The organism is Bacillus cereus group sp. BfR-BA-01382 (assembly GCF_022663475.1).
GTDB lineage: Bacteria > Bacillota > Bacilli > Bacillales > Bacillaceae_G > Bacillus_A > Bacillus_A thuringiensis_S.
Window position 1 is genome coordinate 1 of record NZ_JAKUFQ010000036.1, and the last position, 15,118, is coordinate 15,118.

Here is a 15,118-nt window from a genome sequence, read left to right on the forward strand (position 1 = left end):
AGCCAGGATCAAACTCTCCAATAAAGTTAGTTTGTCTAGCATCTAAAAATAAAAATTGACGTTTCACGTTGTTTGTTTCGTTCAGTTTTCAAAGAACTACTTGGTCGCTCAGAAGCGACTTTATCAATATAACATTTCGTTACATTCTCGTCAACAACTTTTTTCAATAAGTTGTTTTTCGTTTGTTTTGCTTGTTACCTTTCGTGGCAACGAATATAAATATACCAGTTTGATTATTAAAATGCAATAGTTTTTCTAATAAAATTTTTAACTTAGTAAAAAAGTATAAAAACAGCACATTTCTTCTATATAAGTATAATTTCTCGCACCATCAAGATCTATTATACCCACGCAACTCATACTCAAATAAAAAAAGCTTTGGAGAAATCTCCAAAGCTTAGTCTTGTTTATGGCGCATAGCAGGGAATAATAATACATCACGAATAGATGGTGCATTTGTTAATAACATAACTAGACGATCAATACCAATTCCTAATCCACCCGTAGGAGGCATACCGTACTCAAGAGCTTCAATATAATCGTCATCCATCATATGTGCTTCGTCATTACCTTGTTCACGCTCTTTTAATTGCGCTTCAAAACGTTCTTTTTGATCGATCGGATCATTTAACTCAGTAAATGCATTTGCATGTTCACGTGCAACGATAAATAATTCGAAACGATCTGTGAATCGTGGATCTTCATCATTCTTTTTCGCAAGTGGCGAAATTTCTACCGGATGACCGTAAATAAATGTTGGTTGGATTAATTGATCTTCTACTTTTTGCTCGAAGAACTCATTAATAATATGACCAACTTCCATTGTATCCTTAATTTCTACATTATGTTCTTTCGCAAGCTCACGCGCTTCTTCTACACTCATCGGATTCCAGAAATCCGCTCCAGAGTGTTGCTTAATTGCATCTACCATATGAAGACGTGTCCATTCTGGTTCTAGATTAATTTCATAATCACCATATTGGATTGTTGTTGTACCCAATACTTTTTTCGCAATATGAGCAACCATATTTTCTGTTAGTTTCATAATATCATTATAATCAGCGTACGCTTCATATAATTCAATCATCGTAAACTCAGGGTTATGACGAGTTGATACACCCTCATTACGGAATACACGGCCAATCTCATAAACTTTTTCTAATCCGCCCACAATAAGACGTTTTAAATGAAGTTCAATTGCGATGCGCATATATAATTCCATATCTAACGCATTATGATGCGTAGTGAAAGGACGAGCAGATGCTCCACCTGCAATCGCGTGCATCATAGGCGTTTCTACTTCAAGATAACCGTTGTCATCTAAATATCTTCTCATTTCACGAATAATTTTACTGCGAGTAACAAATGTTTCACGACTTTCCATACTTGTAATTAAGTCTAAGTAACGTTGACGGTATCGTTGTTCAACATCTTTTAATCCATGATATTTATCCGGTAACGGACGGAGAGATTTCGTTAAAAGCGTAAATCCCGTTGCTTTTACTGAAAGTTCTCCAACGTTTGTTTTGAACACTTTACCTTCAATACCTACTAAGTCACCTAAATCTGCTGTCGTAAATAACTCGTACTCTTCATCTCCAACAGTATCTTTACGAACGTAAATTTGAACTTGTCCGTGTAAATCTTGAATGTGCGCGAATCCAGCTTTTCCTTTACCGCGTTTTGTCATAATACGACCAGCGATAGAAACAGTGATTTCTTTCTCTTCTAATTCTTCTTTAGAGAATTCTCCATATAAACTTACTAAGTCGGTCGTTGAATTTGTGCGTTCAAATCGTTTACCGAACGGATCGATTCCTTGCTCACGTAAATTATGTAGCTTTTCACGACGAACAAGCAATTGGTCGTTTAATTCTTCGTGGTTCATGTTATCCATGATATTGATATCACTCCAGCTCTATTAATTTTTACAATATATACAGTATAGCATTTTCTACTCAACTAGAAAAACTGCCAGCAACTAACTGGCAGTTCTTCTTTCTTTCACGTAATTATAGGAAGTGTATAGAAGAATGTCAATCTCCTATGTTCCTTATTAACCAACGTAAATTGTTTGTTGTTTCGCTTCTACTTCTTCTACAAATGCACCTAACACATTCGCAAGGTCTTCACGTGTGTTACAAGCATTAATACCATTACGTACACTCGCATTACCACGAACACCTTTTAAATACCAAGCTGCATGTTTTCTCATCTCTCTTACAGCGACACTTTCGTTCTTTAAGTCGATAAGACGATCTAGATGCAACATACATACATCAATTTTCTCGCGCACTGTTGGTTCCGGCATTAATTCACCTGTCTCTAAATACTTTACTGTACGATAAATCATCCATGGATCCCCAAGAGCCGCACGGCCAATCATAACACCATCTACACCAATCTCATCAAGCATTCGCTTCGCATCTTGCGGTGTTTCGACATCACCATTTCCGATAACCGGGATATTCACAGCTTGCTTTACTTGTTTAATGATATCCCAATCCGCTTTACCTTCATACATTTGCACTCGCGTACGTCCGTGAACCGCCACAGCTTGTCCACCAGCACGCTCAATAGCTCTAGCATTTTCTATTGCGAAAATATGTTCTTCATCCCAACCGATACGCATTTTAACTGTAACCGGCTTTTCAACAGCATCTACAACCGCTGCTACCATTTCATATATTTTATTGGGATCTAAAAGCCACCTTGCCCCCGCATCACATTTTACGATTTTCGGTACTGGGCAACCCATATTGATATCAATAATATCTGCTGTCGTATATTTATCTACGTATTTCGCAGCATCTACAAGAGTTTCTTTCTCTCCACCAAAAATTTGTAAACTTAATGGTTTTTCTCTCTCATCGATATATAACATATCTAATGTTCTTTTGTTATTCAGTAATATTGCCTTATCACTTACCATTTCAGCACAAACTAGACCTGCACCAAATTCTTTCACTGTTAAACGGAATGCAGAATTACACACTCCCGCCATCGGTGCTAATACAACCGGATTTTTCATCTCAATATTTGCAATCTTTAACAATCAACCTACTCCTTCCTGCACAGTCACTTTGGCATTAATTCATCTATCGAAACATTTAATGCCTTAGCAACTTCTACTACAAAATCTTGAGAAGGTGATCGATTCCCTCTCTCAACTTCACCTAAAACAGATACAGATACCCCTAATTCTTTAGCAAAACCTTCTTGCGTGTAGCCTTTTAGCTTTCGAAAAGCACGAATGCGTCTTCCCCATTTTTCTGCTTCCATACCGTTACTCCCTCTCGCCTTTTCATTTCTTCTACTTGTGAACGTGAAATGTTTTGTTTTATGTCTTGATTAATCTCTAACAACGGAACGATAACAAAAGCTCTTTCAAACATCCGCGGATGCGGAACAATAAGATTCTCTGCTTCAATATTCTCTTGATTATAAAGTAAAATGTCAAGGTCGATAGTCCTCGGCCCCCACCTAATTTCCCTTTTTCTTCCTAGGTCATTTTCTACTTTTTGTGTTACTTTCAATAATTCTTGTGGTGATAAATTGGTAGAAATTTTTATAACTAAATTTAAAAAGCAACTTTGGTCAGTATAGCCAACTGGCTCAGTTTCATATACAGATGAAATATCATCAACCTGAATATAAGGATTTTTATTTAAGAACTGAATCGCTTCGGTTAGATACGTATAACGCTCTCCAATATTTGACCCTAATGCAATGTATGCTATATTATTCATGGACGTTCTCTCGTAATTTCTACTGCTACAGCACGATAATGACCTGGTATCGGTGGATCCGGCTTAATTACCTTAATTGTACATCGTGAAATACTTTCATATTGTTTTAATATATCTGCAGCAATATTTTCAGCGATACTCTCCACAAGCTTATACTTTCTATCTTCAACAACTTTTCTACATAATTCGAAAAGCTCTCCATAATTGACCGAATGCTCTAATTCATCACTTTCCCCTGCACGCTTTAAATCCAACTCCACCGTTAAGTCAACTTTAAATCTCTGACCTAATTTATTTTCCTCCGGGAACACACCATGATAACCGTAAAACTCCATATCATGGATATAAATTTTATCCAATTACTTTACCCCCTTACCAATCATTGCATCCATCATTTTAGCCATACGCGCCATTTCTTTCACATCATGGACACGAACAAACTCACAACCCTTTTCAATACCAAGACAAACAGTAGCTCCCGTTCCCTCAAGGCGTTCCTCTACTGGCAAATCTAATACGTGCCCAATAAAGGACTTTCTCGATGTACCTAAGAGAACCGGATAACCTAGCACATTTAACTGTTCTAAATTACGCATCACCTCTAAGTTTTGCTTAGGTGTTTTAGCAAAACCGATACCTGGATCTAAAATAATATTCTCATCTCGCACACCAGCATTTTTAGCAATTTTGATACTATCATACAAATCAGCAATCATATCCGCCATTAAATTACGATAATTCATATTATCGCGGTTATGCATTAAAATGATAGGTACATCATAATGAGCTGCGACTTCAGCAATTATTGGCTCCGCCTTCGCTCCCCAAATATCATTAATAATATGAGCACCAGCCTCAATTGCTTGCTTTGCAACTTCAGCTTTATATGTATCGATAGATATAGGCAATTTCACTTCTTTTGAAACCGCTTGAATCATCGGGACAACTCGCTTTATTTCTTCTTCTACTGATACTTTAGCAAAACCCGGGCGAGTAGATTCGCCACCAATATCAATAATATGAGCACCTTCACCTTGCATTTCTTTTGCATGACGTACCGCAGCATCTACCTCGTTGTAACTCCCACCATCAGAAAACGAATCTGGTGTTACATTTAAAATCCCCATAATTAATGTCTTTTCATTTAAATTCAATGTATATTCGCCGCAGCGTAAATCATAATCCCACTTCAAACTACACATCTCCTCTTCGTAATTCATTTCTGCTCCATAATTTCTCTCTCTGCATTCCATAAAGGTACATTAAACTTTTTGTAACTACTCCTACTTTACCCGGGAAATCCTGCGCTTCTATACGATAAAGCGGAACAATTTCTTGAATTGAGTTTGTTACAAAGACTTCATCTGCTGAAAGTAATTCATCTTTTGTAAAGAAACCTTCCTTTACTTCTATATTCAATTCTTCAGCACTTTTTATAATAAACGCACGAGTGATACCATTTAAAATCCCTGTTTTTAACGAAGGTGTATATAAAACATCACCTTTCACAAAAAAGAGATTCGAAACAATCCCCTCTGCAACATAACCTGCTTCAGTAAGGAAAATACCTTCCTTGCTCACTACATTTCCAATTTCACGCTTCCCTAAAATATTATTTAGATAATGATGAGACTTCAGACGAAATGCTCCTTCTGGTGTATTTCGCACTTGTTTTAAAATAACCCCTTCTTTTTCTACTACATCTCCTGGAGCTGTTAAAGGTTTTATAAAAACAATAACCGAAGGGTCTTCATACATTTCCGTTTGTAATCCTATTTCATCTACACCTGCTGATACATTAAAACGTACATACGCATGTTCCAATTCATTCTTAGCGAGTAGATTTTTCAAAATAAGCATCACGTCATCTTTTGTCATTGTCCATTTAATTTGCAATGCATCTAGCGCACCTATTAAACGGTTATAATGATCATCTAACAAAAAAGGATGACCATTATAAATACGAAATGTCTCAAAAACTCCCAGCCCATATAAATAACCATGGTCATAAGGGGAGATTTTCGCTTCATTCGCTTCTACATACTCGCCATTTACGTAAATTAACATGATGTCACACTTGGACTATATTTACGAATGAAGTTCTGTAGTAACTCTTTCCCATGAGAAGTCATAATAGATTCTGGGTGGAATTGCACACCCTCTATCGGCAGTGTCTTATGACGAATCGCCATAATTTCCCCTTCCTCTGTCCAAGATGTTACCTCTAAACAATCTGGCAATGACTCTTTCTTAACAATCAGGGAATGATAACGCGTTGCAGTAAATGGATTAGGAATATCTAAGAAAATCGTTTTCCCATCATGATGCATAAGTGACGTTTTTCCATGCATTAATCGCTCTGCACGAACAACTTCTCCACCAAATACTTGTGCAATCGATTGATGCCCAAGACAAACTCCAAAAATCGGAATCTTCCCAGCAAAGTATTTAATAACTTCCATACTAATCCCCGCTTCATTAGGACTACATGGACCTGGCGAAATCATTAAGAAATCTGGTTTCATATTCTCAATATCTGCAATACTCACTTCATCATTACGCTTAACAACAAGCTCTTGTCCAAGTTCTCCAAGAAACTGTACTAAATTAAATGTAAAAGAATCATAATTATCAATCATTAATATCATTTCTCTCACCTAACCGTTTCTTCGCTACTTTCTTTTGCACGCCATAAAGCAATTGCCTTTTTTAACGACTCTTTATATTCATTTTTCGGATTTGAATCAATTACAATTCCCGCTCCAGCTTGCACATGTGCTTGCCCATCTTTCGCAAGAAGCGTTCTAATGACAATATTTAATTCCGTATCTCCAGAATAACCAATCCAACCAATTGAACCTGTATAAATCCCTCGACGAACAGGCTCTAATTCTTCTATAATCTCCATCGTACGTATTTTCGGTGCACCAGTAATTGTTCCACCAGGAAATACAGCTTTCACTAAATCGAAAGCATCCTTATCTTCTTCCACCTCACCACGCACATTGGAAACGATATGCATAACATGTGAGTACTTTTCAATTACCATAAATTCATCGACTTCTACAGTACCATATTTACAAACACGTCCTAAATCATTTCGCTCTAAATCTACAAGCATCACATGCTCTGCTCGTTCCTTTTCGTTCTCAATTAATTCCCTTGCTAAGTCTTGATCCTCTTGTTCATTTGCACCTCGGGATCTTGTACCTGCAATTGGTCGTGTACTTACTTCTTGCCCTTGTTTTTTAATCAGCAATTCAGGCGAAGCACTAACAATTTGAAAATCCCCAAGCTCTAAGTAACCCATATATGGAGATGGATTAATTTTACGAAGACTTGTATAAATTTCTAGTGGATGCGTTTGTAAAGTTCTTTCCTGTCTTGTCGACAAGTTTACTTGAAACACATCACCATTTCTAATATACTCTTGAATACATTCAACAGCCTTCATAAAGCCTGCTTCTGTAAAGGCAACCGCTTCATTTTTCTTTTTAGGACGTTCAAACGGCATAGTCACTTCAGGCACTTCTGCCGTCCAAAGATCCTTCCATTCATTTAAACGTTCTTCCGCTTCTGCATGCTTATCTACATAATGTGTAATAATCCACAATACCTTTTCTTTTTGATCATAGACAAACACATCATCAAATAATAAAAAGTATATATCGGGTATATTCAGATCATCCTCTGCAAGAGAAGGGAGTTTTTCAATATAACGGATACAATCATAACTAAAGTAGCCCATTGCACCACCTTGAAAAGGTGGGTACTCTGGATTGTAGTCTGTTTTCCATTTCTCCATATATTCTTGCATTAAATCTAATGGATTCCCTTTTTTTATTGTTTCCTTACCACTTTCACTTATATGTAACTTTACACCCTTTCCTTGGATTACCGCTACCGGGTTTAAACCCACTATGTTATAACGACCGCCACGTCCACTTTCCAGCAAAATATGTTGCGGCTTATCCTGAGAAAGAAATTTATATTGCTTAAAGAAATCTAACTGATATGGAATAGAAAGCGCTAAAGATTTTCTTCGTTGCATATCAACACCCCGTCTTCTTTTATCCCACCCTCTTAGATGAACCACCTCAAACTACATAAGTTATTTATATAGAGATTGATTATACTCGAAGGCTAGTGAAAATAATTTAATTATACTACCTCTTATTTTACATGAAGTTTTCTAGTCATTCACTCTTTTCCTATTTCCAATCCAAAAAGAAAAAGCATCCTTTTTCAAGGATGCTTTTTCAATCGCATTTAATTATGATTCAAATTGATAAAGTGGTGTACTTAAATAACGTTCACCGTTACTTGGAATAATAACGAGTACCTTTTTCCCTTTACCTAACTTTTTCGCAACTTCTGTTGCTGCATAAATAACTGCTCCTGAAGAGATACCAACTAAAATACCTTCTTCTTTAGCCACTCTTCTCGCATATTCAAATGCTTGCTCTGTTTTCACTTGAATAATTTCATCATATACTTCTACATCCAATGTCTCTGGGACAAATCCCGCCCCAATTCCTTGGATTTTATGTGGACCTGGTTTCCCACCAGATAACACTGGTGAATCCGCAGGTTCTACTGCATAAATTTTAATACCTTCATATGCTTCCTTCAGCACTTCACCAGCACCAGTAATTGTTCCACCTGTACCAATACCTGCAATAAACGCATCTAATTGATCACCCATTTGTTCAACAATTTCTGGACCTGTTGTTAAACGGTGAATTTGTGGATTCGATTGATTTTGGAACTGTTGCGGTATAAAGTAACCATGCTCTTTTGCTAATTCAGTTGCTTTACGAATTGCTCCACCCATCCCTTCAGGACCTGGAGTCAATACTAATTCAGCACCGTAAGCACGTAATAAATTACGACGCTCAATACTCATTGTTTCTGGCATTACTAAAATTGCATTATATCCTTTAGCAGCCGCTACCATCGCTAAACCAATACCTGTGTTACCACTTGTTGGTTCAATGATTGTATCGCCCTCTTTTAACAATCCCTTTTTTTCAGCATCTTCAATCATAGCTAGTGCAATACGATCTTTAACGCTACTCCCCGGATTCATAAATTCTAGTTTTAAGTATATATCTGCGCTGTCTGATTCTACGATGCGGTTCAACTTAACGATCGGCGTTTTCCCGATTAATTCTGAAACTGATTGTGCCACTCGCATTCCTGTCACTCCTAACACCGAGTATTTTTATTGGTTTTATCTATATTTAGATTTTGTCAGAAAATTCCCTGTTTGTCAATCTATTCGGAGGGTTAATCCCCTTATTACAAATTCTCAATTAAATTTGTAATATCTTCTTTAGAGAACTTGTAACGTTCATTACAGAAATGGCAATGAACTTCTGTCTCTTCTTCTTCTTCACGAATTTGCTCTAACTCTGTTTTACCTAAACTAATTAACACACTCTCAATACGCTCACGTGAACACGTACAATTAAATTGAACATCCATTGTTTCTAATACTTTTACTTTATCTTCTCCAAGGACTGCATATAGTAGCTCTTCTGGAGAAAGGCCTCGTTCAATCAATGTTGATACAGGCGGGATTTTTTGCAAACGATCTTCAATGAATGAAATTGTTTCTTCCTGTGCGCCCGGCATAATTTGAAGGATAAATCCACCCGCCGCTAATACGCTGTCATCTCCATTTACAAGGACACCGACACCAACAGAAGAAGGCGTCTGCTCAGAAACTGCGAAATAATACGTGAAATCTTCCCCTAGTTCTCCCGAAACGATTGGGGATTGACCGATAAACGGCTCACGCATACCAATATCTTTAATTACTGTTACAAAACCTTCTGTACCTACCGCTTGATATACACGTAATTTCCCTTGTTCCGTTCCTTCAAAATCAACATGTGGATTCGTTACGTAGCCACGTACATCTCCATTTGCATGAGCATCCACTAAGATAGGGCCAATCGGACCATTACCTTCTACCTTAATCGTTAACTTTTGATCACCTTTTAACATCGCACCCATCATTGTACCTGCAGTTAAAGAACGACCAAGTGCCGCCGAAGCTGTCCTCCATGTATCATGACGTCTTTGTGCCTCACTTACTGTATTTGTTGTACGTACACTATACGCACGTACTTCTCCATCAAACGCTAACGCTTTTACTAAATAATCTTTCATACTTATTTATTCACCTTTCTCCTGCTGTAAATTTGCATTACGCTCATATAACATATACAAGCCTTTTAACGTTAAAAATGGATCTACAATATCAATTACATTCGATTCCTCTGAAATTAATTTCGCCAATCCACCTGTTGCAATAACTTTCGGTTCTTGTTTAGCTTCCTCTTTCATACGCTTAACAATACCTTCCACTTGTCCTACATAACCATAAAGAATACCTGATTGCATCGCACTTACTGTATTCTTCCCAACAACACTACTCGGTTTTGTAATTTCAATACGAGGAAGTTTTGCCGCCCTACTATATAAAGCCTCTGCTGAAATCATAATTCCTGGCGTAATAACTCCACCCATATAATGCTTTTCTTCATTAATATAACAATATGTAGTAGCCGTACCAAAATCAACAATAATAAGTGGACTTCCATACAATTGGATTCCTGCTACTGCATTTACAATTCGATCTGCGCCTACTTCACGTGGATTTTCATATTTAATATTTAGCCCCGTTTTTATTCCAGGTCCTACTACAAGCGGTTTAATTTTAAAATACTTTTCACACATACGTTCTAAAGCGAACATAATTGGTGGTACGACTGAAGACACAATAATACCTTTCACATCTTCAAACGAGAGACCCTCATGATCAAGTAACTGTTTTACAAGCATTCCATATTCATCTTCTGTCTTATGACGATCTGTTTCCATGCGCCAATGCTGACGAAGTTCCCCCTCTTCAAACACGCCTAGTACAGCATTTGTGTTCCCTACATCCAATACAAAAATCATATTCTCACCACTTATCTTATTTAATCTATATTTGTGTAGTATGTATAAAACTTATAAAAACATCATATCACACATACTTATATAATCAGCTTTCCTATCCTCATCATTTTACAAAAAGATTGCTCTCTATTTCAATTTTTAATACTAGTTTTACTTAAATTACTTTATCCACTAAGCCCTCAATAGTAATTAGCAAAAATCTTAACAAATAAAAAAGGAGTGACGATAGTCACTCCTTCATTTCTTACTTATCTTCTTTATCTTCATCGTCTTTCTTCATATTGATGTTTACTTTCACATCATCTGAAGATGTTGGACGCTCAGGTAATCTGCCATAATCATATAAATGATTAATTTGCTCTGCATCTAATGTTTCTACTTCAAGTAACGTTTTTGCGATAATATCAAGCTTATCTCGTTTTTCAGTAAGAATTTGTTTCGCACGAGCATAACAGTCTTTAATAATCGTTTGCATTTCCACATCAATTTCATGCGCAATTGCATCACTGTAGTTTTGTTCTGAATGGAAGTCTCTTCCTAAGAATACCTGACCACCTTGTGAGCTACCAAATTGCATCGGTCCAAGCTTATCACTCATACCGAATTCCGTAACCATACGTCTTGCAATACCAGTCGCACGTTGGAAGTCGTTGTGAGCACCTGTACTTGCTTCACCAAATACAATCTCCTCAGCTACTCGACCACCAAGTAAACCAGTGATTTTATCAAGTAACTCTGGCTTTGTCATGAAGTAACGATCTTCCTTCGGAAGCATTACCGCATATCCACCAGCTTGACCACGAGGGACAATTGTTACTTTATGAACGACATCAGCCTCATCAAGAACAACACCAATTACAGTGTGGCCTGCTTCATGGAAAGCAACGATATTACGTTCTTTTTCAGAGATAACACGACTTTTCTTAGCTGGACCTGCAATAACACGATCCGTTGCTTCATCGATATCACTCATATCAATTTTCTTCTTATCTCGACGTGCAGCTACTAAAGCAGCTTCGTTTAATAAGTTTTCAAGATCCGCACCAGAGAATCCTGGTGTACGAGTCGCAATTGCTCTTAAATTAATATGCTCATCAAGCGGTTTATTACGCGCATGTACTTTCAGTACAGCTTCACGGCCATTTACATCTGGACGATCTACTGTAATTTGACGGTCAAAACGACCTGGACGTAATAACGCTGGGTCAAGAATGTCTGGACGGTTTGTCGCAGCAATGATAATAATACCTTCGTTTGCACCGAATCCATCCATTTCAACAAGTAACTGATTCAATGTTTGCTCACGCTCATCATGACCACCACCAAGACCTGCGCCACGTTGACGACCTACTGCATCAATTTCATCAATGAAAATGATACAAGGAGCATTTTTCTTTGCATTTTCAAATAAATCACGTACACGTGATGCACCGACACCGACAAACATCTCTACAAAGTCAGAACCACTGATAGAGAAGAATGGAACGCCAGCCTCACCTGCAACAGCACGTGCTAATAAAGTTTTACCTGTACCTGGAGGTCCAACTAATAGGACACCCTTTGGAATACGGGCACCAACTTCAGAAAACTTACGAGGGTCTTTTAAGAATTCAACTACCTCAACAAGTTCTTGTTTCTCTTCATCCGCCCCAGCAACATCTCTGAAACGAACTTTTTTCTTTTCATCATTATATAACTTCGCCTTACTTTTCCCGAAGTTCATAACACGGCTACCGCCGCCTTGAGCTTGGTTTAATAAGAAGAAGAATAAAATGAAGATGATGACAAACGGAATGATTGAAGTAAAGAATGTTACCCAAGCACTTGTTTCTTCTGCTGGTTGATACTTAACTTCGGCACCTTTCGCTTTATCATTGATTTTCTTTTGTAATTCCTCAGTATTTGGTGCATAAGTAACAAATTGTTCTCCTTGGCTAGAGTTATTGAATTGTCCTTTTACCTCAAATACACCATTTTTCGGTTGAAGTTGCACATTACGCACTTCACCGCTTTCTAGTTTAGTAATGAATTTGTCGTAGCTAACTGATGTCGTTTTTTGTGTCGAACCATTAAAATAGCTCACGATTCCAATTACTACTAAGAATATCAGTAAATAAAAGATGGTATTACGGAAGATACGATTCATTCCTAACCTCCTCTCACGGCATAAACACTATAGTAAATCGTAACATAGAAAAACTTTCCTATACAATTGTAAAGCCTGTATTTAATTAATTTGAGTAAACGCTTGGTTTTAATACGCCTACATAAGGAAGATTACGGTACTGCTCTTTATAATCTAATCCATATCCTACTACAAATTCATGTGGAACAGTAAATCCAACATAATCCGCTTTCAGATCAACCTTACGGCCTGTTGGCTTATCTAATAATGTAACAATTTTTACAGACTTCGCTTTACGATATTTGAATAAGTCTACTAAGTAGCTTAGTGTAAGACCACTATCAATAATATCTTCGACGATTAAAATATCACGACCTTCTACAGAAGTATCAAGATCTTTTAAAATTTTCACTTCGCCTGTTGAAACTGTAGAGTGACCATAACTAGATACAGCCATAAAATCCATTTCAAGATATGTATCTGTTCTCTTTAATAAATCTGCCATAAATGGCATTGCGCCTTTTAATACACCAATTGCAAGGGGTACTGTGTTTTTATAATCCTCTGCAATAACTGCACCTAGTTCGCGCACCTTTTCTTGTATTTGTTCTTCAGAAATTAATACTTTTTCGATATCTTGATTCATCATTTCATTATCCTCCCGGAAGACTCCTTGCTTTTGTAGTGAATAATCATATATTTACCCTTCTTTGCCATCTCTTTCGAAATTGCAAATGCAGATCGCTTCAACAAGGGTACCCAAATAATGTTCCCACTTGCATCACAAACGACCGGCCATTCTTCCCTTTTTTCTTTTGGTACTTTCGCTTCGATAAAAATAGCTTTTATCTTTTTCGTGCCATCCATACCTTGTATTGACATGCGATCTCCATTTTCCCTAGAACGAATACGAAGTGGATATGATATATCATTATACTTAGCAACAAATACTGTTTCATTCATGTTACTTGGTATATCTTCGCTCACCTCTGTTACAAATTCATCCCCGTTCAATAGCGTAATGATCCCGGGTACTGATAAATCTTGCAAAAAAGGAGAGACAATTTCTTGTTTAAATCTAAAGCTACACTCCTCGTATGTACGAACAATTTTCAAATCACCTGGAAAATCAAGTGAACCTGAAGGTTGTGTCCGCTTAAAAAACTCAATCACCTTGTCAATATGTATAGAAGAAAGAGAAGATGGAATCTTATATTCATAAAGATAGTTTAATATTAGTTGAATCCCTCTTCTTTGTAAAGGCATAGACATGGATTCAAAGGCAGGAATTGATAAGCTAATTTGTTTATCACTTTTTTTTGTAATTACTTTATTCATTTTCTCAAAAGCTAATTCCTGCAAATAAGCCTCATCCTCTTGCATCTGCACGCTAAATTTTTGGAATTTCTCATGCATTTGTGGATTTTCTTCTTTTAAGTGAGGAAGGACATATTTACGTAATCGATTCCTTGTATATACTTCCTTTTTATTACTCGGATCTATACGTGGAATTAAATTTAGCTTATTACAGTAATCAACAATTTCTTCCTTCGTTACCCCAAGTAACGGCCTAATTAAATATCCATTATGAAAAGGACGCTTCACTGCAATTCCTGCATATCCTTTCGGAGTACTCCCTCTTACAAGACGCATTAAAATCGTCTCTACTTGATCATCTCCATGATGTCCAAGAGCAACATATCTTGCATCATATTTCTTCATTATTCTTTCCAAAAATGCATATCTGCATTCCCTAGCAGCAACCTGTGCATTCATCCCGTATTGCTGTTGATATTGTGATACATTAATTCTTATCGTTTCACAAATAATTCCCAGTTCTTCACAAAGGTCCTGCACAAACTGTAAATCCTCATGAGATTCATCACCTCTAAACATATGATCCACATGAGCTACTACAATTTCCAACTGTTTTTCCGCTCTTTTTTCTAATAAATAATATAAAAGGGCTAACGAGTCAGGACCACCAGAAACTCCCACAACAATTGTTGAATCATTCTTTAATACATCATGCTGCTTTACAAAGTCATCTACTTTTTCAACAAATGTATCTTTCAACTTCGCAATCACCTTTCATTAAACAAGAACAGCAACATTAGTCGCCTTGTCTATAATGGTACAACTTTTACAAACATTGTGCAAAAAAAAGATATACAAAAATTACATTTTTATCTTACATCCTCCGTCTGTATTCACAAAATCAATAGCATTACCTTTTCCCACAAAAAAACCTAGGTATTCGCCTAGGTTTTTA

At 36.9% G+C, this 15,118-nt stretch carries 15 protein-coding genes; all 15 read right to left on the minus strand.

Going from position 1 to position 15,118, the window contains the following annotated elements:
* Window positions 1-397: 397 nt before the first annotated feature.
* On the minus strand, window positions 398-1,897 hold the full coding sequence (gene lysS / locus MR160_RS16045) for a lysine--tRNA ligase (RefSeq protein WP_242297713.1): 1,500 nt from the start codon (window positions 1,895-1,897) through the stop codon (window positions 398-400).
* A 159-nt stretch (window positions 1,898-2,056) separates the two neighbouring features.
* Window positions 2,057-3,055, minus strand: coding sequence for a tRNA dihydrouridine synthase DusB (gene dusB, locus MR160_RS16050; RefSeq protein WP_000912244.1), 999 nt, complete (start codon window positions 3,053-3,055; stop codon window positions 2,057-2,059).
* A 23-nt stretch (window positions 3,056-3,078) separates the two neighbouring features.
* A complete protein-coding gene (locus MR160_RS16055) occupies window positions 3,079-3,282 on the minus strand; it encodes a helix-turn-helix domain-containing protein (RefSeq protein ID WP_000387030.1) in 204 nt (67 codons plus the stop codon).
* A complete protein-coding gene (gene folK / locus MR160_RS16060; RefSeq protein ID WP_001059450.1) occupies window positions 3,234-3,749 on the minus strand; it encodes a 2-amino-4-hydroxy-6-hydroxymethyldihydropteridine diphosphokinase in 516 nt (171 codons plus the stop codon). Before folK ends, MR160_RS16055 begins: the two co-directional genes overlap by 49 nt.
* Window positions 3,746-4,108, minus strand: coding sequence for a dihydroneopterin aldolase (gene folB, locus MR160_RS16065; RefSeq protein WP_000358066.1), 363 nt, complete (start codon window positions 4,106-4,108; stop codon window positions 3,746-3,748). The genes folK and folB overlap by 4 nt, the downstream gene beginning before the upstream one ends.
* A complete protein-coding gene (folP, locus tag MR160_RS16070) occupies window positions 4,109-4,969 on the minus strand; it encodes a dihydropteroate synthase (RefSeq protein WP_002084136.1) in 861 nt (286 codons plus the stop codon).
* A complete protein-coding gene (pabC, locus tag MR160_RS16075; RefSeq protein WP_000909860.1) occupies window positions 4,944-5,816 on the minus strand; it encodes an aminodeoxychorismate lyase in 873 nt (290 codons plus the stop codon). The genes folP and pabC overlap by 26 nt, the downstream gene beginning before the upstream one ends.
* A complete protein-coding gene (gene pabA / locus MR160_RS16080) occupies window positions 5,810-6,397 on the minus strand; it encodes an aminodeoxychorismate/anthranilate synthase component II (RefSeq protein WP_000602284.1) in 588 nt (195 codons plus the stop codon). The genes pabC and pabA overlap by 7 nt, the downstream gene beginning before the upstream one ends.
* Window positions 6,398-6,402: 5 nt before the next feature.
* The gene (trpE, locus tag MR160_RS16085; protein WP_242297715.1) at window positions 6,403-7,800 is read right to left on the minus strand and encodes an anthranilate synthase component I; all 1,398 of its coding nucleotides are present in this window, start codon (window positions 7,798-7,800) and stop codon (window positions 6,403-6,405) included.
* Between the two features lie 222 nt (window positions 7,801-8,022).
* Window positions 8,023-8,946: a cysteine synthase A gene (gene cysK, locus MR160_RS16090; protein WP_001261716.1), complete on the minus strand. Its 924-nt coding sequence runs from the start codon at window positions 8,944-8,946 to the stop codon at window positions 8,023-8,025.
* Window positions 8,947-9,050: 104 nt separating this feature from the next.
* On the minus strand, window positions 9,051-9,926 hold the full coding sequence (gene hslO, locus MR160_RS16095; RefSeq protein ID WP_000656369.1) for a redox-regulated molecular chaperone HslO: 876 nt from the start codon (window positions 9,924-9,926) through the stop codon (window positions 9,051-9,053).
* Between the two features lie 6 nt (window positions 9,927-9,932).
* Entirely contained in the window at window positions 9,933-10,721 is a 789-nt protein-coding gene (locus MR160_RS16100; protein ID WP_000578366.1) for a type III pantothenate kinase, read from the minus strand.
* Window positions 10,722-10,965: 244 nt separating this feature from the next.
* Window positions 10,966-12,867: an ATP-dependent zinc metalloprotease FtsH gene (gene ftsH, locus MR160_RS16105; protein WP_001079668.1), complete on the minus strand. Its 1,902-nt coding sequence runs from the start codon at window positions 12,865-12,867 to the stop codon at window positions 10,966-10,968.
* 85 nt (window positions 12,868-12,952) lie between these two features.
* Window positions 12,953-13,495 (minus strand): hypoxanthine phosphoribosyltransferase, encoded by a 543-nt coding sequence (hpt, locus tag MR160_RS16110; RefSeq protein ID WP_000981846.1) that lies wholly within the window; start codon window positions 13,493-13,495, stop codon window positions 12,953-12,955.
* A complete protein-coding gene (gene tilS / locus MR160_RS16115) occupies window positions 13,492-14,922 on the minus strand; it encodes a tRNA lysidine(34) synthetase TilS (protein ID WP_000655456.1) in 1,431 nt (476 codons plus the stop codon). Before tilS ends, hpt begins: the two co-directional genes overlap by 4 nt.
* Between the last annotated feature and the right edge of the window lie 196 nt (window positions 14,923-15,118).

Coding starts and splice junctions, on each gene's coding strand:
- folP (WP_002084136.1), bottom strand. CDS start 4,969: ATGAATTACGAAGAGGAGATGTGTAGTTTGAAGTGGGATTATGATTTA.
- MR160_RS16100 (WP_000578366.1), bottom strand. CDS start 10,721: ATGATTTTTGTATTGGATGTAGGGAACACAAATGCTGTACTAGGCGTG.
- hpt (WP_000981846.1), bottom strand. CDS start 13,495: ATGATGAATCAAGATATCGAAAAAGTATTAATTTCTGAAGAACAAATA.
- hslO (WP_000656369.1), bottom strand. CDS start 9,926: ATGAAAGATTATTTAGTAAAAGCGTTAGCGTTTGATGGAGAAGTACGT.
- MR160_RS16055 (WP_000387030.1), bottom strand. CDS start 3,282: ATGGAAGCAGAAAAATGGGGAAGACGCATTCGTGCTTTTCGAAAGCTA.
- lysS (WP_242297713.1), bottom strand. CDS start 1,897: ATGGATAACATGAACCACGAAGAATTAAACGACCAATTGCTTGTTCGT.
- pabC (WP_000909860.1), bottom strand. CDS start 5,816: ATGTTAATTTACGTAAATGGCGAGTATGTAGAAGCGAATGAAGCGAAA.
- cysK (WP_001261716.1), bottom strand. CDS start 8,946: ATGCGAGTGGCACAATCAGTTTCAGAATTAATCGGGAAAACGCCGATC.
- ftsH (WP_001079668.1), bottom strand. CDS start 12,867: ATGAATCGTATCTTCCGTAATACCATCTTTTATTTACTGATATTCTTA.
- trpE (WP_242297715.1), bottom strand. CDS start 7,800: ATGCAACGAAGAAAATCTTTAGCGCTTTCTATTCCATATCAGTTAGAT.
- folK (WP_001059450.1), bottom strand. CDS start 3,749: ATGAATAATATAGCATACATTGCATTAGGGTCAAATATTGGAGAGCGT.
- pabA (WP_000602284.1), bottom strand. CDS start 6,397: ATGATATTAATGATTGATAATTATGATTCTTTTACATTTAATTTAGTA.